22 protein-coding genes and 1 pseudogene are annotated in these 22257 nt (G+C 61.1%); 11 read left to right on the plus strand and 12 right to left on the minus strand.

Annotated elements, in window-relative coordinates:
* Window positions 1–49 precede the first annotated feature (49 nt).
* From HX792_RS03165 to HX792_RS03180, 4 genes are read right to left on the minus strand one after another with little or no spacing between them, the layout of a single operon-like run.
* Window positions 50–250 (minus strand): SEC-C metal-binding domain-containing protein, encoded by a 201-nt coding sequence (locus HX792_RS03165; RefSeq protein ID WP_026136698.1) that lies wholly within the window; start codon window positions 248–250, stop codon window positions 50–52.
* Entirely contained in the window at window positions 247–729 is a 483-nt protein-coding gene (locus HX792_RS03170; RefSeq protein ID WP_176994729.1) for an LEA type 2 family protein, read from the minus strand. Before HX792_RS03170 ends, HX792_RS03165 begins: the two co-directional genes overlap by 4 nt.
* A 22-nt stretch (window positions 730–751) precedes the next feature.
* Window positions 752–1222 (minus strand): YchJ family protein, encoded by a 471-nt coding sequence (locus HX792_RS03175; RefSeq protein WP_176994730.1) that lies wholly within the window; start codon window positions 1220–1222, stop codon window positions 752–754.
* 5 nt (window positions 1223–1227) lie between these two features.
* Window positions 1228–1725, minus strand: coding sequence for a DUF6231 family protein (locus HX792_RS03180; RefSeq protein ID WP_176994731.1), 498 nt, complete (start codon window positions 1723–1725; stop codon window positions 1228–1230).
* 190 nt (window positions 1726–1915) lie between these two features.
* Between HX792_RS03180 and HX792_RS03185 the strand changes: the two genes are divergently transcribed.
* The 3 genes from HX792_RS03185 (at window position 1916) to HX792_RS03195 (ending at window position 3818) form a co-directional block, all read left to right on the plus strand.
* Window positions 1916–2611: an OmpA family protein gene (locus HX792_RS03185; RefSeq protein ID WP_176994732.1), complete on the plus strand. Its 696-nt coding sequence runs from the start codon at window positions 1916–1918 to the stop codon at window positions 2609–2611.
* Between the two features lie 162 nt (window positions 2612–2773).
* A complete protein-coding gene (locus tag HX792_RS03190) occupies window positions 2774–3067 on the plus strand; it encodes a DUF1145 domain-containing protein (RefSeq protein WP_176994733.1) in 294 nt (97 codons plus the stop codon).
* Window positions 3060–3818 (plus strand): collagen-like protein, encoded by a 759-nt coding sequence (locus tag HX792_RS03195; RefSeq protein ID WP_176994734.1) that lies wholly within the window; start codon window positions 3060–3062, stop codon window positions 3816–3818. The genes HX792_RS03190 and HX792_RS03195 overlap by 8 nt, the downstream gene beginning before the upstream one ends.
* Window positions 3819–3908: 90 nt before the next feature.
* On the opposite strand, the gene HX792_RS03200 is transcribed toward HX792_RS03195, so the two are convergent.
* Window positions 3909–4373 carry a CopD family protein gene (locus tag HX792_RS03200; protein ID WP_176994735.1) on the minus strand — a complete coding sequence of 155 codons (465 nt, stop codon included), beginning with the start codon at window positions 4371–4373 and terminating at the stop codon, window positions 3909–3911.
* 99 nt (window positions 4374–4472) lie between these two features.
* Between HX792_RS03200 and dinG the strand changes: the two genes are divergently transcribed.
* The 6 genes from dinG to HX792_RS03230 all read left to right on the plus strand — a co-directional run bounded on the left by dinG (window position 4473) and on the right by HX792_RS03230 (window position 12964).
* Window positions 4473–6617, plus strand: a complete 2145-nt coding sequence (gene dinG / locus HX792_RS03205) for an ATP-dependent DNA helicase DinG (RefSeq protein WP_176994736.1) — start codon at window positions 4473–4475, stop codon at window positions 6615–6617.
* A gap of 98 nt (window positions 6618–6715) precedes the next feature.
* Window positions 6716–9013, plus strand: coding sequence for a beta-galactosidase (locus HX792_RS03210; protein ID WP_176994737.1), 2298 nt, complete (start codon window positions 6716–6718; stop codon window positions 9011–9013).
* A gap of 82 nt (window positions 9014–9095) precedes the next feature.
* Entirely contained in the window at window positions 9096–10241 is a 1146-nt protein-coding gene (locus tag HX792_RS03215; RefSeq protein ID WP_176994738.1) for a serine hydrolase domain-containing protein, read from the plus strand.
* 143 nt (window positions 10242–10384) lie between these two features.
* Entirely contained in the window at window positions 10385–11560 is a 1176-nt protein-coding gene (locus HX792_RS03220) for an OmpA family protein (protein ID WP_176994739.1), read from the plus strand.
* 27 nt (window positions 11561–11587) lie between these two features.
* Window positions 11588–12235 carry a pyridoxamine 5'-phosphate oxidase gene (gene pdxH / locus HX792_RS03225; RefSeq protein WP_176994740.1) on the plus strand — a complete coding sequence of 216 codons (648 nt, stop codon included), beginning with the start codon at window positions 11588–11590 and terminating at the stop codon, window positions 12233–12235.
* A gap of 264 nt (window positions 12236–12499) precedes the next feature.
* Window positions 12500–12964, plus strand: a complete 465-nt coding sequence (locus tag HX792_RS03230) for a glycine zipper 2TM domain-containing protein (RefSeq protein WP_056857494.1) — start codon at window positions 12500–12502, stop codon at window positions 12962–12964.
* Window positions 12965–13724: 760 nt separating this feature from the next.
* On the opposite strand, the gene HX792_RS30530 is transcribed toward HX792_RS03230, so the two are convergent.
* The 4 genes and pseudogenes from HX792_RS30530 to nhaA all read right to left on the minus strand — a co-directional run bounded on the left by HX792_RS30530 (window position 13725) and on the right by nhaA (window position 17276).
* Window positions 13725–14588: a methyl-accepting chemotaxis protein gene (locus tag HX792_RS30530; RefSeq protein ID WP_371319323.1), complete on the minus strand. Its 864-nt coding sequence runs from the start codon at window positions 14586–14588 to the stop codon at window positions 13725–13727.
* Window positions 14583–15347, minus strand: a pseudogene (locus HX792_RS30535) (MCP four helix bundle domain-containing protein); the annotation flags it as partial. The pseudogene HX792_RS30535 and the gene HX792_RS30530, both read right to left, overlap by 6 nt.
* 223 nt (window positions 15348–15570) lie before the next feature.
* Window positions 15571–15900, minus strand: a complete 330-nt coding sequence (locus tag HX792_RS03240; protein ID WP_218172532.1) for a hypothetical protein — start codon at window positions 15898–15900, stop codon at window positions 15571–15573.
* A 200-nt stretch (window positions 15901–16100) separates the two neighbouring features.
* Window positions 16101–17276: a Na+/H+ antiporter NhaA gene (gene nhaA / locus HX792_RS03245; protein WP_176994742.1), complete on the minus strand. Its 1176-nt coding sequence runs from the start codon at window positions 17274–17276 to the stop codon at window positions 16101–16103.
* A gap of 216 nt (window positions 17277–17492) precedes the next feature.
* Between nhaA and HX792_RS03250 the strand changes: the two genes are divergently transcribed.
* Window positions 17493–18587: a PLP-dependent cysteine synthase family protein gene (locus tag HX792_RS03250; RefSeq protein WP_176994743.1), complete on the plus strand. Its 1095-nt coding sequence runs from the start codon at window positions 17493–17495 to the stop codon at window positions 18585–18587.
* Window positions 18588–18686: 99 nt separating this feature from the next.
* Here HX792_RS03250 and HX792_RS03255 read toward each other — a convergent pair whose 3' ends face one another.
* Complete coding sequence (locus HX792_RS03255; protein WP_176994744.1) at window positions 18687–20300, minus strand: NAD(P)/FAD-dependent oxidoreductase; 1614 nt, start codon at window positions 20298–20300, stop codon at window positions 18687–18689.
* Window positions 20301–20407: 107 nt separating this feature from the next.
* Window positions 20408–21079, minus strand: a complete 672-nt coding sequence (locus HX792_RS03260) for a COG3650 family protein (protein ID WP_176994745.1) — start codon at window positions 21077–21079, stop codon at window positions 20408–20410.
* 183 nt (window positions 21080–21262) lie between these two features.
* Between HX792_RS03260 and HX792_RS03265 the strand changes: the two genes are divergently transcribed.
* Window positions 21263–21643, plus strand: a complete 381-nt coding sequence (locus HX792_RS03265) for a hypothetical protein (RefSeq protein WP_176994746.1) — start codon at window positions 21263–21265, stop codon at window positions 21641–21643.
* Here HX792_RS03265 and HX792_RS03270 read toward each other — a convergent pair.
* Window positions 21628–22227 (minus strand): short chain dehydrogenase, encoded by a 600-nt coding sequence (locus HX792_RS03270; RefSeq protein ID WP_176994747.1) that lies wholly within the window; start codon window positions 22225–22227, stop codon window positions 21628–21630. The genes HX792_RS03265 and HX792_RS03270 overlap by 16 nt on opposite strands.
* Window positions 22228–22257: the final 30 nt, after the last annotated feature.

A 22257-nucleotide genomic window follows, 5' to 3' on the forward strand; every position in this document is an offset into this window, starting at 1 on the left:
TTGATGCCATCGCAGGCAAGCCAGCTCCTACACAGCCTGAGTCAGGGCATTACGCCCCGTGGCACTTCTTGAATTTCTTCGCGCTGCCGCAAGGGCAAGGGTCGTTGCGGCCAACGTCCTTCAAGGCGTTGCGCACCGGCTCCTGGTGAGCGTGGCCGCAGTTCGGGCCGTGGACATGGCCGTGGTCGTGATCATGGTGATCGTGATCGTGGTTGCAGTCAGGACCATGGACATGGGGTTGCTGAGTCATCGATGTCGCTCCGGAATAAAATCGCCGGGGATTATCTCGCCATTGTGGGACACCTGCACGTCATTACCGATGAATAATCCGGTTTTCAGCTCTCCCTCCAGGCGATAGGGCACGGGCTGGGTGGGATTTTTCAGCATCTGCACCACGTCGCGTATCTGCGGCCACAGGTTGGTACGCACCGACACCCGGAAGAACGCGTGGCTGCGCGGCGGCACGGTGAGCCATTCGTTGGACTCGCCTTCGGTCAGCACAAAATCGTCCAGGGTGACCTTGTAGATCAGACCGCGCACCGTCAGGTCGGCGTCGTCGCGGTTGTCCACACGAAAGTACAGCTTGAACTTCTGCTCCAGCAGCTTGGCCCGCACCACTTCGACTTTGACCAGGGACACATGGGGCGCCGGCGTATCGTCTTCGAACCACGAGGCGCAGCCGGTCAGGCCCAGTGTCAACGCCAGCATCAAGCTGTAGATCCGGAGCATGGCGTTTTTCCTGTCAGAGGGTTTAGAGGTAACTGGAGCAGCACTTCTTGAATTTCTGACCACTGCCGCACAGGCACGCATCGTTGCGTCCTGCCTTGACCTCGACGGTGGGGTCGATGAAGTACCAACGCCCATCATTCTGTACGAAAGAGGACTGCTCGCGGTGGCTATGTTCACCGGTGCTGTCGTGCCAGCGAGCGGTAAAGGTCACGAACGCATGTTCCGGCTGGCCTCCGAACACCTCGGAGCTTTCCACCTCAAGGCCCAGCCAGGTGCTTTGGGCACTCCAGGCGCCGATGGCTGCGCGGTCCAGGCCAGCCTGTTGTGCCGGCAAGGTGGTTGCCACCAGATAGTCCACCAGGCCCAGCACATAGGCGCTGTAGCGCGAACGCATCAGGGCGGTGGCGCAGGGCGCGGGGTGGCCAGCGTGATAATGGCCGCAGCAGGCATCCAACAGGTTGCCACTGCCGCAGGGGCAAATGGATGTACTCATCGGGGTTACCACCAATACTTTCCGAAGTTTTCCGGGTTGGCCCAGAAACGGGCGTTGAGCCAGTCCGGCACCTGTTTATAGTCAAGCAGATCATAGGTAAACAGCGTCAGAACCTGCTCATCGCGCTGGAAACGCTCGCCGGCCTGCAGGGCCAGGGAGAAGAAGTCGGTTTCCTTCCAGCCGCAGGCGTTCAGGTCGACCAGCGCGGCAATACGGCTGGCATTGAGGTTACGCACGCCACCGAGCAGGGTCAGGCCTTGCGGTTTTGACAGGTGCTCCAGGCAGTCGACCACCAGCGCCAGGTCAAAACGTTGCGCCGCCAGCGCTTCAGGCAACGGCCCGGGCGGCGCGATGGCGACGACGGTGTCGGGGTGCTCGGCCTGGAAGGCGTCCAGCGCCGGAAACTGGCTGGCACCCAACAGCAACAGGCGTTTGGGCTGGTGCAGATCGAGCAAGGCAGCCAAGGCTTGCTGGGGTGTACGGGAAGAAATACCGGCGGTCATCACAGATCCTCACATCAGGACCGTAGAGACTAGCGCGGCTGAGCGTGCGGGCCTAGAGCGGGTGGCGGCGAAAAGTCCTACGAGAGCGACGATCCTCAATGAATACAGGGGCGCGGCGTAGTGGCGCAGATGAAAAGAGCCGTCTTTACTCCACCCATCGGCCCCCGCCGATCCCCTCAGGAGAAAACAGATGAGCATCATGCGGACAGCTCTACCCTTGGTTCTGCTAACCGGAGTATTGACAGGTTGCGCAGGCTTGCAGAAAACCGACTGGCCCACGTGCGCCGCCGTAGGTGGTGTGACGGGCGCGGCGATCGGCGCCACTGAAAGTTCAGCCTACGCGGGCTACGGCGCGCTGCTGATCGGTGGCATGGCTGGCGCCTATTGCTGGGTACACGGCGATGGCGATGAAGACGGCGACGGTGTGCCGGACAGCCGCGACAAGTGCCCGGGTACGCCAAAAGGCGTGCAGGTCGATGCCAATGGTTGCCCTCCTGTGGCGCCGCCAGCGGTGGTCGAGGAAGTGGTGGTGGTTAAAGAAGAAACCATCGTGATCCGCGATGTGCACTTCCAGTTCGATTCGGCCAAGTTGACCGCTGCGGACAAAACCAAGCTCGACACCATCGCGACCCGCCTGAAAAAAGAGGCCCCAAGCGCGCAACTGCGGGTCAGCGGGCACACTGACAGCGTCGGTAAAGACGCCTACAACCAGAAACTCTCGGAAAAACGCGCACACTCGGTCACTGACTACTTGATCGGTGCCGGCGTGCCTCGCAGCAACTTTGTCTCGGTAACCGGTGCCGGCGAAAGCCATCCGGTGGCCGACAATAAAACCGCCGAAGGGCGCGCACTGAACCGTCGCGTGGAAATCCAGATCAACCGCTGACAGCCCTTGCCCCTGTGCCAGTCACAGGGGCATTGCTGGCGATCCTCGCCGAAACAGCTGGCATACCTGCCCTTTATCAAGTTTTTTTAACCTTCACTGGCAAATCGCCTGTAGAAGTCGGTACTGTGCGCCCAAAGAATAATAGGCAAGGGGGCATGCGGGATGAAGGTGTTTTGGGGGCTGGGGAAGTTTTTGACGTTACTGTTCTGGGTCGTGGTAGTGGTCAATATAGTGCGACCGCTGGCCAGTCCGTTCCACCTGTTGGTCAGCCTGGCCGGCAGTCTGTTGTTCCTCACCCATTTGCTGGAGTTGCTGTTGTTCAACAGCAGCGTGAAACACCGTGCCCATCCCTGGCGTGACCGCTTGCAGATTCTGCTGGTGGGTATGTTCCACGTGCAGGGCCTGTCGGCGCCTGCGGCGGTTAATGAAACGAACAAGGAGGCCAATCATGCGTAAGGTTTTTCTGTTGGCCCTGTTGGTCAGCCCCATTGCCCTGGCGCAGACCGTCAGTGTTGAAAGCAACTCGCTGATGCGCTTGCCCAGCAGTACCAGCGTGTTGCAACTGGAACGCCTGGACGTCGCGGATTACGGCACCTTGCTGATTCCGGCGACGATCAGCCAGGTCACGGTGGATGAGCTGCATCTGGGGCGTGAAGCACGTATCGCCATCGCACCGGGCAATACCGGCCTGCAATTGCAGGTACGCCATGCGCAACTGGACCACGGCAGCCAAATCACCTCGCGTGGCGCCCCCGGCACCCACGAACGCCCGGCCAAGGCGGGACGCGACCTGACCTTGCGCATCAATGCGCTGACGGCTGATGAGTTGTCGGTGGATGCCCGCGGCGGTGCCGGTGCCCAGGGTTATGCCGGCCTGGATGGCGCCAATGGCGTGGATCCGGGTTGCACCTGGGGTTCGGCCGGCCGCGGCGCCAATGGCGATAACGGTGGCGACGGCTTGCCCGGTGCAGCAGGCGCGCAGGTGCGGGTCGAGTTGCCGCAGGATTTCCCGGCCGAACACATCAAGGTCTGGGTCGATGGCGGTGCGGGCGGTTTGGCGGGCACAGCAGGCAAGCCAGGTCGTGGTGGCCAGTCCAAAGGTTGCCTGGTGTACCGTGCCGATGGCGGTGAAAAGGGCCGTCCAGGTTTGGAAGGGCAGCCGGGGCCGGCCGGGCCTGCGGGGGCTGTGACTATTCAGCGCCTGTAAAGACGCCATCGCCGGCAAGCCGGCTCCTACGGGTTATAGACGATCAACTGTAGGAGCCGGCTTGGCGGCGATAGCCCTCTCAAGATCGCCTCAGAACATCGGCCGAGCCGAAGCAATCGCCACCACCACCAACCCCACGATCAAATTAATCCCCACCAGCTTGCGGATCTGACCCAACACCGCAGCCCCGGCCGGCCAATCCTCCGCCGCCACCGCCGCGCGCAACTCCGGGAATTTCAGCGCCTGGATCCGGATAAACAGCGCCGTCATCACCAGGTACAAGCCCATCATCACCTGCACATAGCGCGGCGCCGTCTCAAACCCGCTGAAGCGCAATTGCAGCAAGCCAATGCCGCTGATCGGCAAAATGGCCACGGCGATCCACACCCATACGAAAAAACGTTGAAACACATTTGCCCACAGCTTGAGTCGGGCAGGGCCCTCAAGTGCCGCCACAGCGGCGGGGCGCAGGATCATCCAGGCGAAAAACATGCCGCCGACCCAGACCAGGGCGGCTAATACATGCAGGGTGTAGGCGAGGCTAAACACGGTCATTGTGGTACTCCGTTCTGCGCGGGATTCATTAGCGGGGTATGATAGCCGCCGATCCGAACCACTGAAAATTTATCCAGCGTTTTTAGCGCCCGACTATTCATGATCAGCACTGAACTCAAAACCACGATCCAGGGCGCCTATTCGCGTTTTCTCGAAGCCAAGAGCTTGAAACCGCGCTACGGCCAACGCCTGATGATCGCCGAAGTGGCCAAGGTCCTCGGGGATATCGACACCGACGACGAAGGTCGCCGCGAGGGTGAGCCTGCGGTCGTGGCCGTCGAGGCCGGCACCGGTACCGGCAAGACCGTGGCCTACAGCCTGGCCGCGATCCCGACCGCCAAGGCGGCCGGCAAGCGCTTGGTGATTGCCACCGCCACCGTGGCCCTGCAAGAGCAGATCGTCTACAAAGACCTGCCCGACCTGATGCGCAACAGTGGCTTGAACTTCACTTTTGCGCTGGCCAAGGGCCGTGGCCGCTACATGTGCCTGTCCAAGCTCGATGTGCTGCTGCAGGAAGGCCACGCACAAACCGCCACCGCGCAGTTGTTCGAAGAAGAAGGCTTCAAGATCGAAGTAGATGAAGCCAGCCAGAAGCTGTTTACCAGCATGATCGAGAAACTGGCAGGCAATAAATGGGACGGCGACCGCGACAGCTGGCCCACCGCCCTCGAAGATTCCGACTGGGCGCGCCTGACGACCGACCACAGCCAGTGCACCAACCGCCATTGCCCCAACTTCGGCCAGTGCGCGTTCTACAAGGCCCGCGAAGGCATGGGCAAGGTCGACGTGATCGTCACCAACCACGACATGGTGCTGGCCGACCTGGCCCTGGGCGGCGGCGCCGTCTTGCCGGACCCACGCGACACCCTCTATGTATTCGACGAAGGGCACCACCTGCCAGACAAGGCCATCGGCCACTTCGCCCACTACACCCGCCTGCGCTCTACCGCCGACTGGCTGGAGACCACCGCCAAGAACCTCACCAAGTTGCTCGCCCAGCACCCTCTGCCCGGCGACCTGGGCAAGCTGATCGAACAAGTGCCGGAGTTGGCGCGGGAGATCAAGACCCAGCAGCAATTCATGTTCAGCGCCTGTGAGCAGGTGGCCGACTTCAAGCCCGGCGAAGACGTGGAGGGCCGTGAGCGGCCGCGTCACCGCTTCGTCGGCGGGCTGATCCCCGAGCACATGCGTGAAATGGGCATCGAGTTGAAGAAGGGCTTTTCGCGCCTGACCGACTTGTTCACACGGCTGACCGACCTGCTCAAGGAAGGCATGGATGGCGAGGTCAACATCGGTATCGCCAGCAACCAGGCTGAAGAGTGGTACCCGTTGTTCGGCAGCCTGTTGTCCCGTTCCCAGGGTAACTGGGAGCTGTGGACCGCCTTCACCGTCGAAGACCCGGAAGACAACCCGCCCATGGCGCGTTGGCTGACCCTGTCGGAAAGCGGCGCGCTGTTTGACATCGAGGTCAATGCCAGCCCGATCCTGGCCGCTGAAATGCTGCGCCGCAACCTGTGGAACGTGGCCTACGGTTGCCTGGTGACCTCGGCCACCCTGACCGCCCTGGGCACCTTCGACCGCTTCCGCATGCGCGCCGGCCTGCCGAAAAAGGCGGTTACCGCCGTGGTGCCGAGCCCGTTCCATCACGCCGACGCGGGTGTGTTGCGGGTGCCGGACCTCAAGGCTGACCCTCGGGATGCGGCGGCCCACACGGCTGCGATCATCCGCGACCTGCCAGACCTGGTGGAGGGCTCCAAAGGTACTCTGGTGCTGTTCTCGTCGCGCAAACAGATGCAGGACGTGTTCGACGGCCTCGACCGTGACTGGCGCAAGCAGGTGTTTATCCAGGGCAACCTGTCCAAACAGGAAACCCTGAACAAGCACAAGGCGCGGGTGGATGGCGGCGATTCCAGCGTGCTGTTTGGCCTTGCCAGTTTCGCCGAAGGCGTGGACTTGCCTGGTGCCTACTGCGAACACGTGGTGATCGCCAAGATCCCGTTCTCGGTGCCGGATGATCCGGTCGAGGCCGCACTGGCCGAATGGATCGAAGCGCGGGGCGGCAACCCGTTCATGGAAATCTCGGTGCCGGATGCGTCCCTGAAGCTGGTGCAGGCCTGCGGCCGCTTGCTACGGACCGAACAGGACCGGGGCACCATCACCTTGCTCGACCGCCGTTTGGTCACCCAGCGCTATGGCAAGGCTATCCTGAATGCCTTGCCGCCGTTCAGGCGCGAAATTTCTTAAGCCACCGTGGGCGAATTCGCCCACTTCGTGGTCTATCTCACTGCTATCGATTTATGTCATCAGGCCATTCACCGGCCGATTGGGAGAACCTTGTTCGTATGATTCGCACGCTGCCCGCCCTGTTTGCCCTGCTGTTCACTGCGCCGTTGATGGCCGCGCCCGCAGGGCAACAAACGCTGTTCAACTTCGTCCGGCCTGCCGATGTGGTCAAGGTGGCGACCCAGGACGCCAGCCTGCCGCAGTACAACGCCGAACAAACCCCCGAAGGCGAAGTGCTGCGCCGCATCACGTTCAACCCGGCTGCCGAGCCGAGCCTGGTCCTCAGCCCGCAAAGCGGCGCGTGGGACTGGTCCCAATCCGGAGCGATGAGCCTGCGCATTCAAAGTGCCATGGATTGGGCGCTGACCCTCTACGTCAAGGTGCAGAGCGCTGATGGCAAGACCCTGGTCAGCCGCATCGACCTGCCTGCCGGCCCGGCGCAGACCCTGCTGGTTCCGCTGCAGGCCAACTCACCGTTGAGCCAGGGCATGAAGGCCGGCCCGCCGATGCCTATCACCGTGGACGGCCAGCGCGTATTGCTGGCCAGCAGTGCGGGGGAGATCGACCGCAGCCAGGTGGTGTCGGTAACCCTCTCGATGATCAAACCCAACGCCGCCCAGAGCATTTTGCTGGAGCGCTTTGGCGTGCAGGACAGCGAGCCGGTGATCAAGGCCGCCTACAGCGAACTGGTGGATGCCTATGGCCAGTCCACCCGCGCGCGCTGGCCGGAAAAGGTCAGCAGCGACGACCAACTCAAGGCCGCTGCCGCCAAGGAGCAACAACAGCTCAAGGGGTGGCTGGCAGAGCGGGATAAATCTTCACTGGATCAATACGGCGGCTGGAACAAAGGCCCGGCGTTCGAGGCCAGTGGGTTTTTCCGCACCGAGAAGCGCGACGGCCGCTGGTACCTGGTAACCCCGCTGGGCCATCCGTTCTACTCGTTGGGCGTCAACACCGTCGCCCCGGATAACAATCAGACCTACGTCGCCGGGCGCGAGTGGATGTTTGCAGCCTTGCCCAAGGCCGGTGAGCCCTTCGACAAGTATTACGGCAGCGCCGACAACCGCACCGGCAACGGCGCAGGCGAGGGTCGCAGTTTTGGCGCCGGGCGTTGGTATGACTTCTACGGCGCCAACCTGGAACGCACCTACGGCACCGAAGGTTTCGACCAGAAACGCTGGGTGAGCCACACCCTCGACCGCCTGCAAGCCTGGGGTTTCAACACCGTGGGTAACTGGAGCGACGAAAGCCTGGCCACCGCTGATCGCGTGCCCTACACCTTGCCGCTGTCGATCGTGGGCGATTACGCCAGCATCAGCACCGGCACCGACTGGTGGGGTGGCATGCCCGACCCGTTCGACCCGCGCTTCGCCATGGCCACCGAACGTGCCGTGGCCATTGCGGCCCGCGATCACCGTGACGACCCGTGGCTGATCGGCTACTTCGCCGACAACGAGCTGGCCTGGGCCGGTCCGGGTGACGATCCAAAATCGCGCTACGCCTTGGCCTACGGCACATTGCGCATGACCACCGACGTGCCAGCCAAGCGCGCGTTCCTCAAGCAATTGCGCGACAAATACCGCAATGAAGAAGGCCTTTCGAAAGCCTGGGGCATTCACCTGGCAGGCTGGGAACTGATGGAAGACCCAGGTTTTGAGCCGCCGATGCCGAACCCCGAACACCCGGAAATCGAGGCTGACTTCAAGTATTTCCAGAAGACCTTCGCCGATGCGTATTTCAAGACCATCTCCGACTCGCTCAAATGGCATGCGCCTAACCAACTGTTGCTGGGCGGGCGTTATGCGGTGAGCACGCCGGAGGCCGTGGCGTCCTGCGCGCAGTACTGCGATGTGCTGAGTTTCAACATGTACACCCTAAAACCCCAGGACGGTTATGACTTCGCCGCCCTGCGCGTGCTGGACAAGCCGGTGTTGATCACCGAATTCAACTTTGGCTCGGCGGACCGTGGGCCGTTCTGGGGCGGTGTGACGCAACTGGCCAGGGAAGAAGACCGTGGCGCGGCGTACGCTAATTTCCTCAAGCAGGCCATGGCGGAACCGTCGATTGTCGGCGTGCATTGGTTCCAGTATCTGGACCAGCCGGTTACGGGGCGCCTGCTGGACGGTGAGAACGGTCATTTCGGTCTGGTGGGGATCACTGATGTACCTTTCCAGGGCTTTGTCGACAGCGTGCGCAAGAGCAACCTGGCGGCCGTCGACCAGTTGGGCAAAGAGGCCGAAAAGGCCAAGGCGGCCAACGCTGCGCGTGAGGCCGAGGGCAAGCAGGCCGGGCATGACGGCAAAGGCCCGGGGCAGGGCGCCGGGCATGCCGGTGGGCACTCTGGAAATGGCCATTGATTGAGCGTTGACGGGTTCACAAAACCCACAAGGGCTGGAACAATGGCGGCCACTTTTTACGGTATTTTCCGAGGGGGCTTAGGTGCAGATTCAGGGTCATTACGAGCTCCAGTTCGAAGCGGTGCGCGAAGGGTTCGCAGCGTTGTTCGATGACCCACAGGAGCGTGGTGCCGGGCTGTGTATCCAGATCGGTGGCGAAACGGTCGTCGACCTGTGGGCTGGTACCGCCGACAAGGACGGAGCCGAGGCCTGGCACAGCGATACCATCGTCAACCTGTTCTCCTGCACCAAGACCTTTACTGCCGTTACGGCCCTGCAATTGGTGGCCGAAGGCAAGCTGCAACTCGACGCGCCCGTGGCCAACTACTGGCCGGAGTTTGCAGCGGCGGGCAAAGAGGCCATCACCCTGCGCCAGCTGCTCTGCCACCAGGCCGGGTTGCCGGCGATCCGCGAAATGCTGCCCACCGAAGCCCTGTACGACTGGCAACTGATGGTCGACACCCTGGCGGCCGAGGCCCCGTGGTGGACGCCCGGCGAAGGCCATGGCTACGAGGCCATCACCTATGGCTGGCTGGTGGGCGAATTGCTGCGCCGTGCCGACGGGCGGGGCCCGGGGGAGTCCATCGTGGCGCGAGTGGCGCGGCCCTTGGGGCTGGACTTCCACGTGGGGCTGGCGGACGAAGAGTTTCATCGTGTTGCACATATAGCGCGCAGCAAAGGCAATATGGGCGATGAGGCGGCTCAACGGTTACTTCAAGTAATGATGCGCGAGCCCACGGCCATGACTACGCGGGCATTTGCCAATCCACCGTCTATTCTGACGAGCACTAATAAACCCGAATGGCGGCGCATGCAGCAGCCAGCGGCAAATGGTCACGGTAATGCCCGCAGCCTGGCCGGTTTTTATAGCGGTTTGTTGGACGGTAGTTTGCTGGAAAGCGACATGCTCGAACAATTGACCCGCGAACACAGTATGGGGCCGGATAAAACCTTATTGACCCAAACCCGTTTCGGCCTTGGCTGCATGTTGGATCAACCGCAATTGCCCAATGCCACCTTCGGCCTTGGCCCGCGTGCGTTTGGCCATCCCGGGGCGGGCGGTTCGGTCGGTTTTGCCGACCCTGAACATGATGTAGCGTTTGGTTTTGTGACTAATACACTGGGGCCTTATGTACTTATGGACCCACGTGCACAGAAGTTGGTCGGAATATTGGCCGGTTGTCTGTAAACCCCTTGCTGTTTCACGTTTTTTTGTTACAAAGGCAACTATAAGAAGACGCTGAGCGAAATGATGTAACTTTAATGTTCAGTAAGCGTCTGTTTAACGGGTCATCCAGACCCCCTGGTTTTTTCTCATTTTGTGGATATCTCATGTTATCGAACAAGTCCTTGGCACTGGCGCTGTGCCTCACTATTACTGGCTGCGCACAAACTCCACAAAATGATGCCGAAGGTGGGCATTGGTGGTCATTTGGATCTGATAAGGCTGCTACCAAGGACGCAGTGACCCAAACCGACGCCAAGCCGGATGCCAAGCCGGCTGCTGGCGCCAAGCCTGCTGCGCCTGTCGCTGCCGCTGCCGCACCGGCTCCTGCAGCCGCCGCGCCAGCCCCCGTCGCCAAGGCGGATACCGGCTCCAGCTGGTGGCCGTTCTCCTCCAAGAGCGCCGACGACAAGGCGGCCGACGCCAAGGCTGACCTGAAAGCCGACCTCAAGGCTGCGACTCCAGCGCCGTCGCCAGCCGCCGCGCCGGAGGTTGCCAAGACCGACACCGAGACCCACTGGTGGTGGCCGTTCGAAAGCAAGCCAAAGCCACTGGCCAAGGTCGATGTGACCAACGTGCCAATGCCTGATCCGAAAATCACCCAAGCCTGGCTGGACGACTACGAGCCGCGCCTGCGTGCTGCCATCAAGGACAGCAACCTGCAATTGGAGCGCCGCGAAAACGTACTGGTCGTGATCGCCCCGGTGGATGGTTCCTACAACCCGAAACGCCCGGCGATGTTGCTGCCGGTGACCCTGGGCCCGTTCACTCGTGTAGCCAAGGCCGTTGAAGGCGACCCGAAAACCGCCGTACTGGTTCTGGGTCACGTCGACACCAATGGCGCGGAGCCGGTGAGTCAAGCCCTGACCAAGGAGCGTGCGCAGTCCATCGCGTCGATTTTCAGCCTTAGCGGCTTGAAGCAGGATCGCCTGATGCTGCGTGGCATGGGTGACCTGATGCCGCGTGCGGCCAACGACAGCACCCAGGGCCGCGCACTGAACCGTCGCATGGAAATCCTGTTCACCCAGCGCACTACGATGCTCGCCCTGCTGAACAAATACAGCTCGGGCAAACCGCCAGTGGCTGAAATGGTCGCGGTACAAACGGCGCCAGCGCCGGTTCCGGCTCCCGCTGCGAAGAAAGCGGCTCCCGCGAAAAAGGCTCCGGCCAAGAAAGCCGCTGCCAAGCCTGCCGCCAAAAAAGCGCCGGCCAAACCCGCCGCGAAGAAACCGGCTCCAGCCAAGGCTGCTGCACCGGCTGCGAACGACCAGGCGAAAAACTGATCTGTTGAAGCACAAGGATAAAGTCGCATGACCCAGGCACTGGCTGATATGCGCCGTGACTACACACGGGACGGTTTGAGCGAGGCCCAGGCCCCGGATGAACCGTTTGCGTTGTTCCACCAGTGGTTTGCCGATGCGGTGAAAACCGAGCAGCCACCGGTGGAAGCCAATGCCATGACCCTGGCGACGGTCGACCCCGAAGGTCGCCCGCACTGTCGCATCCTGTTGCTCAAGGGGCTGGATGCGCAGGGCTTTACCTTCTTCACCAACTATCAGAGTGCCAAGGGTGAACAGCTCGCGGCACGGCCCTTCGCGGCCATGACTTTCTTCTGGCCGACCCTGGAGCGCCAGGTGCGTATCGAGGGGCGGGTGGTCAAGGTCACGCCTGAAGAGTCGGACGCGTATTACCAGGTGCGTCCCTTGGGCAGCCGCCTGGGGGCCTGGGCGTCGCCGCAGAGCAAGGTCATCCGTGACCGTGAAGAACTGCAGGACTTGCTCAAGGCAACCGAGCAGCGTTTCAGTGATACCCAGCCCGATTGCCCCGAGCATTGGGGCGGCTACCGTTTGCTGCCTGAGCGCATCGAGTTCTGGCAAGGCCGCGCCAGCCGCCTGCATGACCGCCTGAACTATCGCCTGCAAGCGGGCGAGTGGACACGCGAGCGCCTGGCGCCCTGAGCCTCACCTTTCGTCACCTCACCTGAATAATGTCCGCAGGCCCGGCGTCTCTATCAAGAGGCTTCGGGTTGTTGATTGCGGACAACTCCACCGGCAAGCGTATGCGTGACACTTCTTGGTACAAGGAGAGTACTACCGTTCGTCGAGTTTTCTGGTAAGGGCAGTCTGTACTAGGGCTGAATGAAAGCAATTTTCTGCCGTGCTTGCCGTGACAGGCGCCAAGCCGCAGCGTCTAATGAATACCTGTCCTTTGGAGTTGATGCTATGCGTAAGTCCGTTTTACTAGTTGCCTGCTTTACCACCCTGTCGTTGCTGTTGGGTGGCTGCGCCTCGAGTCTGACCGGCGACTCGTACTCCCGTGACGAAGCGCGTCGTGTACAGACCGTTCGCATGGGGACCATTGAATCCCTGCGTCCGGTGAAAATCGAAGGCACCAAGACCCCAATCGGCGGCGCTGCTGGCGCAGTCATCGGCGGCGTTGGCGGCAGCGCCATCGGCGGCGGCCGTGGCAGCATTGTCACTGCCGTGATCGGCGCCGTCGCTGGCGGCCTGCTGGGCTCGGCCACCGAAGAAGGCCTGACCCGCACCCAAGGCGTTGAAATCACCGTTCGCGAAGACGACGGCAGCATGCGCGCCTACGTGCAAGCGGTTGAAGAGAACGAGATCTTCCGCATTGGTGACCGCGTTCGCATCATGACCGTTAACGGCACCAGCCGCGTGACTCGCTAAGCGTCGGTTGTAGAAACACAAAACCCCCAACCAGGTGACTGGTTGGGGGTTTTTTTATTACGTGGGGCAAGGTTGGCTGAGCATTAGAGTTGAAGTGAAAGCGCTTTCGTATGGACTAAAAATACAGGCAATAAAAAACCGCCTTAGTAGGGCGGTTCTTTATTGCAATCCCAGTTCTGGTTGGGCTTGCATACTCACAGGACGCGATGACATGGGCGAAATACTAATGCTGCTTAAAGTGTCGCGCAAGGCTCATTGATGGGAGGTGAGCATGATTTATGAGATTTCCTTTACCGGATTTTTCTGCAAAAGACGGTAATACACTTTAAGCGCAATCCACTGCATTCAGCTGCGCTTGGTCACACCTTTGGCTCTATGCCCCGTTAGTATCAACGCCGTTCCACGTTCGTCACTTTGCAGATCAACTGGGTCAACGCCGAAGTTTTCGGACCAACCGCCACGGGCTAGTAATCCGTGCCGGATTGATGCGGGTGGCCCATCAACCCAGCCACCTCAAAGGACGCGATGACAGCATCCGAAGGCGCGCATGTTCCGGTAAGTACGCTGGAGGCAAGGCCCAACATTTGGAGGGCCGAGTATGTCGAAGTTTGCACGACGTACGTGGAACCTCGTAGTGAATGCCCTGCGTGTGTACCACGTGTGGGTGTTCCTGCGGGACAGCTTCGATGACCTTTAAGGTCTAAGAAGTGGAGCCGTCTCGGTTTAAACCGAGACGGCTTTTTGGTTTCTCAGGCTGTCCTCAGATCTGGAAGTGCTTCACCAAGGTGTTCAACTCATGGGCCAGGCTTGCCAGGGACTGCGACGCAGCCGTCGTTTGGGTCGAGCCTTGCGCAGATTGAACCGACAACTGCTGAATGTTCAGCAAGTTGCGGTCAACCGCCCGGGCCACATCAGCTTGCTCAGCCGCTGCCGTGGTGATGAGCAGGTTGCGGTCATTGATCTCATCGTTGGCCGCCAGGATATCTGCCAGCGCTTTCTGCGCCAGTTCGGCCAGCGCCAGGGTTTGCTCGGTCATGGTGCTGCTGTCGAGCATGGTGTTGACGGTGCTGGCGGTGTTGGTCTGGATGCTGCCGATCATCTGTTCGATTTCCTGGGTCGACTGGGCGGTGCGGTGGGCCAGGGCGCGCACTTCATCGGCCACCACGGCAAACCCACGGCCCGCATCGCCCGCGCGCGCAGCTTCGATGGCCGCATTAAGCGCCAGCAGGTTGGTTTGCTCGGCAATCGTGCGGATCACGTCGAGGACCTTGCCGATCCCCTTGGCCTGCTCGGCAAGGCCGCCCACTTGGCCGGAGCTGAGTTCAACACCACGGGTCAGCGCCTGGATTGCGTTCAGCGCTTCGACCATGCGCTGCTGGCCTTTCAAGGCAATGCTTCGCGACTCCTGGGACAGGTCGGAGGTGGACGCCGCATTTCTCGCCACTTCCTCAATCGCCGTGGTCATCTCGGTGACGGCAGTAGCGGCTTGTTCGATTTCGCCATGTTGCTGCTGCAGGTCACGGCTACCTTCGGCAGTGACGGCATTGAGCTCTTCGGCCGCCGCCGCCAGTTGGCTGGACGAGCCGGTGATCTGCCGCAGGGTCTGCACCAGGTTGTTGCGCATGACCTCCTGGGCCCTGAGCAAACGCGTGGCTTCGTCGTTGCCCGTGGGGGTGATCGGTTGGGTCAGGTCGCCCTTGGCAATGGTCTCGGCCACCTGCACCGCTTCGTTGATCGGGCTGGTGATGCTGCGCGTCAGCAACCAGGCCACCAGCACCGTGCCGCCACTGACCAGCAGGATCACGAGCGTGATACCGCTCACCGCATGCTGGTAAGCGCCGACGGACGTCATGCCGGCCTGTTCTGCGCCCTTGTTGGCAAGGTCGATCAGTTGGTCGAAGTTCTTGGTCATCTGCTCATAGCTTTCTCGAATGCTGTTGAGAAAGTCCCGCGCGCCGGTTTTATCGCCTGAGCGCGAGCGCTTGAGCATTTCGGTATGGTTTTTCGCGTAAGCCTCAAGGCTCTGGTTGAACACCTCAAGCCGTGACTTTTCCTCCGGTGTACGCAACAGCGCCGCGTACTGGGTCAACTGCTCCTTGACCGCCTTGAGGCGACCTGCGGACTTGTCTTCGTAGGTCTGCATATCGCCATCGCTGGACGACAGGATGTGCGCCATTTCACCCAAGCGAAAACGGTCAAGCGACGCATTGGCCAGGGCCAGAATCCTGACGCGCTGCATCCAGTTGTTCTGGATGTCGGCCGCCTGGGACTGCACTTCGCCAATCTGCTTGAGCGCAAACAGGCCGAGAAACACACTCAGTGACGCAATGGCAGCGAAGCCGATGAAGGCCCTGGCTGCGATTCTTATATTTCTCAGGAACATGGGGTTTACGCTCGGGCTGAAAACGCGTTGAAGAGCAAAGTCGGGCGGGCGTCCCGGGCCGGGACAGTCGAGGCGCCACACCAGCTAGTCGGCGGTGAGCGTGAAGTCTTTAGGGGGGGATGGGGGCTGGGTGGGCAAGTTTCATGTTGGGGGTTCGCAGAGGAAAAAGAAAAACCTCAACCGGGTGAGCGGTTGAGGTTTTTTGTGTGAGGTGTTTTGGGCCTCAGGTGAACATTTCTATGTCGTCCATGGCGTTATTCACTGCAGCCGACAACGAGGGGGATCTGCGTCTTGCTCGTTCGAACGCTGGTGTGATTTTCGCCATGTCTACCGCGCCGAATCGACGTGCTATGTGACCGATCGCTACGATAGCCGCTGCCGAAAAGCTATCGTCAGGATGGTCGATGAACTGGAGGCAAGTGTGCTCCGCCCACTCTCCATTCAGCTCATTAAGCCCAATGGATATCAGGGCTTCTGTCACTTTATTCACGTCCGATGTTGCTAGATAACGTACTGCCTCATCGTGTTCCAAATCTGGATCGTGATATCGCATCTTTATTTTTCCTCCCTGGATCTCTTCCGTTTTCAGGCCATGGGGCTTGGCTGAATTGTGTTTGCTAGATAACGAAGCCCGGCGGGTTAGTCGGGCTCATGACGTTATGGCAACCAGAAAAGTCGGGATGTAGGTCGCGTCCGGGGGACAGGAAGGAATTGGAGGAATTCAGGAGCCGGATGTCCGGCTCCTGAGCAGGCTCAAGCTTTCTTGCGACTCGCCATCGCCGTGACCGCATACCCAATGCACGCTGCCAGGATAGAACCGGTCAGGATGCCCATACGGTCTTCCCCGGCGAACTCACTGACACCCGGCACAAACGCCAGGGAGCCGACGAACAGGCTCATGGTGAAGCCGATACCACACAGGATCGCCACGCCGAAGACCTGGCCCCAGTTGGCGCCCGAGGGCAGGGCGGAGAGGCCGGTTTTCACGGCTATCCAGGTGAGGCCGAACACGCCGACGGTCTTGCCGATCAGCAGGCCGGCGGCGATGCCCATCGGTACGTGGTGGGTGAAGCTGTCCAGGCTGACGCCGGTCAGCGAGACACCGGCGTTGGCGAAGGCGAACAGCGGCAGGATGCCATAGGCCACCCAGGGGTGCAGGGCGTGTTCCAGGGTCAGCAACGGCGAAGGCTCGGCATTCTTGGTGCGCATCGGGATGCAGAATGCCAGGGTTACGCCGGCCAGCGTGGCGTGCACGCCACTCTTGAGCACGCAGACCCACAGGATCAGGCCGATGATCAGATACGGGCCGAGCTTGATCACACCAAGGCGATTCATCGCGATCAAGGCAATCAGGCACGCCGCCGCGCCGGCGAGGGAGGCGCCGGACAGGTCGGTGGAATAGAACAGGGCAATGACGATGATCGCGCCCAGGTCATCGATGATGGCCAGGGTCATCAGGAACAGTTTCAGCGATACCGGCACGCGTTTGCCCAGCAGGGCCAATACGCCCAGGGCGAACGCGATGTCCGTGGCCATGGGGATCGCCCAGCCGGCCAGTGCGGCTGAATTGCCTTTGTTCAGCGCCCAGTAGATCAAGGCGGGTACCACCATGCCGCCAATGGCCGCTGCACCGGGCAGCACCACTTGCGAAGGCTTGGACAGGTGACCGTCGAGCAGCTCGCGTTTGACCTCCAGGCCGATCAGCAGGAAGAACAAGGCCATCAGGCCGTCGTTGATCCACAGCAGGGCGGGCTTGGCGATTTTCAGGGCGCCCACCTGGGCCACCACCGGTACGTCGAGGAAGGCGTTGTACAGGTGCGACAACGGAGAGTTGTTGATGATCAGCGCCAGGGCGGCAGCAGCGATCAACAACAGACCGCTGGCGGCTTCCAGCTGGAAGAAACGGGTGAAAGTGCTACGCAGAGGCACGGGATGCTCTCCAATCCAGGTTCAATAGGTGGGTACCCTAACCCGTACCGTTAGTTGTTAAAACAAAAGTTATATTCTTATTTGTTATAAGCGATGGCCCGGGGAGGCGTTGCGCCAAAGCCTAGCAATTGTGTGTCCAATTGAGTCGTCACTGTATCTGTGTGCAGTGTAGGAAACCCCCTAAGATTGCGGATGAAATTCTTAGAGACTCACCTTATGAGCGACCAACGTACCTGGGCCCGCGAAGCCATTCGCATCATTGAAGCGGACTTTCAGCGTAGCGCCGACACGCACCTGATCCCTTTGCCACTGCCGGGGTTGCCGGGTATCGAGTTGTATTTCAAGGATGAGTCCAGCCACCCCACCGGCAGCCTCAAGCATCGGCTGGCCCGCTCGCTGTTTCTGTATGCGCTGTGCAACGGCTGGCTGAAGCCAGGTGCGCCGGTGATCGAGGCGTCCAGTGGCTCCACGGCAATCTCGGAAGCCTACTTCGCGCGCCTGCTTGGCCTGCCGTTTATCGCGGTGATGCCGGCCACCACGTCTCAGGAAAAGATCGCCCAGATTGCTTTTTACGGTGGCAAGAGCCATCTGGTACAGGACCCGACACAGATCTACGCCGAATCCGAACGCCTGGCCAAGGAAAGTGGCGGTCACTTCATGGACCAGTTCACCTACGCCGAGCGGGCGACCGACTGGCGGGCGAACAACAACATCGCCGAGTCGATCTTCCAGCAGATGCGATTCGAACATTACCCCGAACCGAGTTGGTTGATCTCCAGCCCGGGCACGGGCGGCACCACCGCGACCCTGGGGCGCTATGTACGCTACCGCCAGCATTGCACCCGGGTGCTCTGCGCGGATGCCGAGCGTTCGGTGTTCTTCGACTTCTACCAGAGCGGCGACGCCAGCTTGCGCCTGGATTGCGGCTCTCGCATCGAAGGCATTGGTCGGCCACGGGTTGAAGCCTCGTTTCTGCCGAAGGTGATCGACGCGATGGTCAAGGTGCCGGATGCGTTATCGCTGGCGGCTATGCACTACCTGGCCGAACGCTTGGGGCGGCGGGTCGGGGGCAGCAGCGGGACTAACCTGATTGGCGCTTTGGTGGCTGCACAACAGATGAAAGCGGCAGGGGAATCGGGATCGATCGTGGCGATATTGTGTGATGGGGGCGAGCGGTATGCCACCACCTATTACGATCAGGCGTGGCTTAAAGCGCAGGGCTATGGGTTGGAGGGCTTGATCGCGGCTGTTGCGGCCAGTGTCGAGCGCGGCGAGCCGTTGCCGGACAACATTCTGCGCGCCAACATCTGAACCTGTAGGAGCCCGGCTTGCCGGCGATGAGGCCTTTGAATTCAACGTTGATTTCAAGACCGCCATCGCCGGCAAGCCGGGTTCCTACACGTTGAAGGGTCAGGCCTCCAGGCCCAACATATCCCGGGCCAACGCTTCTGCAATACGGATGCCGTCCACACCTGCCGACAGGATCCCACCGGCATAACCGGCGCCTTCACCGGCCGGGAACAACCCTTTGACGTTCAGGCTCTGCATCGATTCGTTTCGGGTAATCCGCAGCGGCGACGACGTGCGCGTCTCGATCCCGGTCAGCACCGCGTCGTGCAGCGAGTAGCCCTTGATCTGTTTTTCGAACGCCGGCAATGCTTCACGAATGGCTTCGATGGCAAAGTCCGGCAGCGCGAGCGCCAAGTCACCCAGGGATACGCCTGGCTTGTAGGATGGCTCCACGCTGCCGAGGGCCGTGGACGGCTTGCCGGCGATGAAGTCACCCACCAGCTGTGCCGGAGCCTCGTAGTTGCTGCCGCCGAGGATGTAGGCGTGGGATTCCAGGCGCTCCTGCAACTCGATACCGGCCAGCGGGCCGCCCGGGTAATCCACCTCAGGGGTGATGCCCACCACGATGCCCGAGTTGGCATTGCGCTCGTTACGCGAGTACTGGCTCATGCCGTTGGTGACGACGCGGTTCGGCTCGGAAGTGGCTGCCACCACGGTACCGCCCGGGCACATGCAGAAGCTGTAGACCGAACGACCGTTCTTGGCGTGGTGCACCAGCTTATAGTCGGCCGCGCCGAGTTTTGGGTGCCCGGCGTACTTGCCCAGGCGCGCGGCGTCGATCAACGATTGCGGGTGTTCGATACGGAAGCCCACCGAGAACGGTTTGGCCTCCATGTATACACCGCGGCCGTGGAGCATGCGGAAGGTGTCGCGGGCACTGTGGCCCAGGGCCAGGATCACGTGCTTGGAAAGGATTTGCTCGCCGCCATCCACCACAACGCCGTTCAGTTGGCCGTCTTCGATCAGCACATCGGTCACACGCTGCTCAAAACGCACTTCACCGCCCAGGGCGATGATCTGCTCGCGCATGTTTTCCACCACGCCCGTCAGGCGGAAGGTGCCGATGTGCGGCTTGCTGACGTAGAGGATCTCTTCCGGTGCACCGGCCTTGACGAACTCGTGCAGCACTTTGCGACCGTGGAATTTCGGGTCCTTGATCTGGCTGTAGAGCTTGCCGTCGGAGAAGGTCCCGGCACCGCCTTCACCGAACTGCACGTTGGACTCGGGGTTGAGCACGCTTTTGCGCCACAGGCCCCAGGTGTCCTTGGTGCGCTGGCGCACTTCCTTGCCGCGCTCGAGGATGATCGGCTTGAAGCCCATTTGTGCCAGCAGCAGCCCGGCGAAAATTCCGCAGGGGCCAAAGCCCACCACGATCGGACGCTCTGCCAGGCCTTCCGGCGCCTGGCCTACCACTTTGTAGCTGACATCCGGCGCCGGGTTGACGTTGCGGTCATCGGCAAACTTGAGCAGCAGGGCGGCTTCGCCCTTCACGTTCAAATCGATGGTGTAGATGAAGCACAGCTCCGAGGACTTCTTGCGAGCGTCGTAGCTGCGTTTGAACAGGGTGAAATCGAGCAGGTCATCACTGGCGATGCCCAGGCGCTGCACGATGGCAGGGCGCAGGTCTTCTTCGGGATGGTCGATGGGCAGCTTGAGTTCGGTGATTCGTAACATGACAGGGTCCGGGTAGGCGGCGGGCAAAGAGGCCGGCTGTTTTGCAAACCGGCGATTATAAGCCCCAATGGCGGATTTCGGTCAGGTTAAAACAGCGCAGGGCCGAATCAGTCGTCCCGGGAGCCGCCGAACGCCGCGCAACCGCGCTGCACCTGGCCGTTCACGCGCAATTCGGCGGTCATGTGCTGCAGGCTGCCGCTGACCGGATCGACGCAACGCTGCGGGGCCACCCACAGTTCGACGTGCTGGTTGTTGGCTTCGGTCATCAGGTTGAAGCGGCCGTCACCGATCTGTTCTTCCACGTAGGGCACCGCCAACGGTGGTTGGCCTTCGCGTTCGAGCACCATGCCCTTGGCCGTGACGTTCATCGCCCAAGCCGGTTTATGGCCGTTGGCCCGCAGGATCATGCGCTTGAAGTCCGGGTCGTTGCAGGCCGAGGTCGAGCGCTCGACGCGGTAGAGCTGTTGCAGCTCCACCGAGCCCTGGGTGCCGGCCGCCACGCCAGAGAACTTGCCGCGCAGGTCGGCGAACAGTGCGCCTTGCTGGCCGGCCAGGGAAGCAGCTTCCTGCAGCACGCTGGTGCCGCCGGTATCGTTGACGACGTAGTTACGCTGGTCGCCGCACGGCTGGAACAGCAGCTTGCCGCCGACCGCTGTCAGTTCACCCTGCATGCGGGTCATTCCGGCGGTAGAGGGTTTAGCCGGCTCGCTCTCGAACATCTGGCAAGCGGTGAACAAGGGCAGCAGGGCAAACAGGGCGAGGGTACGGACGGCACGCATTGATCGGTCTCCAAACAAGTGCCGCCACGTTACGCAGGCTGGCGCTGCATCACAAGTGCGGGACACCGTTTGAATTGCCTGCGTCGCAATGAAGGGAAATGGAGCGTTGCTGATAGAGACTTTTCCTACACTCAGGGTGAGAGCGTCGTGAGAGTGTCGACCTCTTTTTGCCCGGAGGCGGCCATGAATATCAAATGGAGTATCTGCGTACTGTTGCTCTGGGCAAATGTTGCCCTTTCAGACGAACCCGCCCGGCTCGACTACTCGTCGGCCACGGATTTCACGCATATTTCGGTGACACTCAAAGGGGCCGGGAACGCTGACCCCGCCTATGTTGAGGTGGATGTCTCGCTGAGTCCGGAGGCGAAGGCAAGAACACAATCCATTACGCTGCTAACCTACCAAAAATACGTAACACTCTACGTAGACGGCTATCAACTCAGTACGTCCAGGGTTCAAAGCCAGCTGGGCGGGGCGTTCAGGTTTTTGGCCCCGCGTGCACTGGCGGTTGAATGGATGTCTGAGTTCTCACGTGAGGCAATGGCCTCTCAACCTACGATGTAGGTCTGACCGGTCTGCAGGCCCTCGACACTTTTTGCGTAGGCCAGCGCCACATCGGCACCTGTCGCCGGTTTGAAGCCGCGGAAATACGGCGCGTAGCTGCCCATGGCTTCCAGCAGGACCGTCGGGCTCACCGAGTTGATACGCAGGCCGCGCGGCAATTCGATCGCCGCTGCTTTGACGAAGGCATCCAGTGCGCCATTGACCAGTGCTGCCGAGGCGCCGGTACGAATCGGGTCACGGTTCAAGATACCGCTGGTGAAGGTGAAAGAAGCGCCATCATTGGCGTACTCGCGGCCAATCAGCAGCAGGTTGACCTGGCCCATCAGCTTGTCGCGCAGGCCCAATTCAAAGTCTTTTTCGCTCATGTCACCCAGTGGTACGAAGTTGACGCTGCCCGCTGCGCAGACCAGCGCGTCGAACTTGCCGGTCTGTTCGAACAGTTTGCGGATCGAGGCGCTGTCGCTGATATCCACCTGGAAGTCGCCGCTGCTGCGGCCGATGCTGATCACTTCGTGGCGCTGCGCCAGCTCTGCCTTCACCGCTGAACCAACCGTGCCGCTGGCACCAATCAATAGGATTTTCATCGTGCTGTTCCTCCAGGGGTAAGTGAAGGT

This window comes from Pseudomonas sp. B6002, assembly GCF_013385985.1.
In the GTDB taxonomy this organism is placed as follows: domain Bacteria; phylum Pseudomonadota; class Gammaproteobacteria; order Pseudomonadales; family Pseudomonadaceae; genus Aquipseudomonas.

What these genes read in the sequence shown, in the direction of transcription:
- HX792_RS03165 (WP_026136698.1), bottom strand. Translation starts at nt 250, where the DNA reads ATGACTCAGCAACCCCATGTCCATGGTCCTGACTGCAACCACGATCAC.
- HX792_RS03195 (WP_176994734.1), top strand. Translation starts at nt 3,060, where the DNA reads ATGCGTAAGGTTTTTCTGTTGGCCCTGTTGGTCAGCCCCATTGCCCTG.
- HX792_RS03180 (WP_176994731.1), bottom strand. Translation starts at nt 1,725, where the DNA reads ATGACCGCCGGTATTTCTTCCCGTACACCCCAGCAAGCCTTGGCTGCC.
- HX792_RS03190 (WP_176994733.1), top strand. Translation starts at nt 2,774, where the DNA reads ATGAAGGTGTTTTGGGGGCTGGGGAAGTTTTTGACGTTACTGTTCTGG.
- HX792_RS03220 (WP_176994739.1), top strand. Translation starts at nt 10,385, where the DNA reads ATGTTATCGAACAAGTCCTTGGCACTGGCGCTGTGCCTCACTATTACT.
- HX792_RS03255 (WP_176994744.1), bottom strand. Translation starts at nt 20,300, where the DNA reads ATGTTACGAATCACCGAACTCAAGCTGCCCATCGACCATCCCGAAGAA.
- HX792_RS03200 (WP_176994735.1), bottom strand. Translation starts at nt 4,373, where the DNA reads ATGACCGTGTTTAGCCTCGCCTACACCCTGCATGTATTAGCCGCCCTG.
- HX792_RS03240 (WP_218172532.1), bottom strand. Translation starts at nt 15,900, where the DNA reads ATGCGATATCACGATCCAGATTTGGAACACGATGAGGCAGTACGTTAT.
- HX792_RS03170 (WP_176994729.1), bottom strand. Translation starts at nt 729, where the DNA reads ATGCTCCGGATCTACAGCTTGATGCTGGCGTTGACACTGGGCCTGACC.
- HX792_RS30530 (WP_371319323.1), bottom strand. Translation starts at nt 14,588, where the DNA reads ATGCGCAACAACCTGGTGCAGACCCTGCGGCAGATCACCGGCTCGTCC.
- HX792_RS03230 (WP_056857494.1), top strand. Translation starts at nt 12,500, where the DNA reads ATGCGTAAGTCCGTTTTACTAGTTGCCTGCTTTACCACCCTGTCGTTG.
- HX792_RS03250 (WP_176994743.1), top strand. Translation starts at nt 17,493, where the DNA reads ATGAGCGACCAACGTACCTGGGCCCGCGAAGCCATTCGCATCATTGAA.
- HX792_RS03185 (WP_176994732.1), top strand. Translation starts at nt 1,916, where the DNA reads ATGAGCATCATGCGGACAGCTCTACCCTTGGTTCTGCTAACCGGAGTA.
- dinG (WP_176994736.1), top strand. Translation starts at nt 4,473, where the DNA reads ATGATCAGCACTGAACTCAAAACCACGATCCAGGGCGCCTATTCGCGT.
- HX792_RS03270 (WP_176994747.1), bottom strand. Translation starts at nt 22,227, where the DNA reads ATGAAAATCCTATTGATTGGTGCCAGCGGCACGGTTGGTTCAGCGGTG.
- HX792_RS03260 (WP_176994745.1), bottom strand. Translation starts at nt 21,079, where the DNA reads ATGCGTGCCGTCCGTACCCTCGCCCTGTTTGCCCTGCTGCCCTTGTTC.
- HX792_RS03175 (WP_176994730.1), bottom strand. Translation starts at nt 1,222, where the DNA reads ATGAGTACATCCATTTGCCCCTGCGGCAGTGGCAACCTGTTGGATGCC.
- HX792_RS03210 (WP_176994737.1), top strand. Translation starts at nt 6,716, where the DNA reads ATGATTCGCACGCTGCCCGCCCTGTTTGCCCTGCTGTTCACTGCGCCG.
- HX792_RS03265 (WP_176994746.1), top strand. Translation starts at nt 21,263, where the DNA reads ATGAATATCAAATGGAGTATCTGCGTACTGTTGCTCTGGGCAAATGTT.
- pdxH (WP_176994740.1), top strand. Translation starts at nt 11,588, where the DNA reads ATGACCCAGGCACTGGCTGATATGCGCCGTGACTACACACGGGACGGT.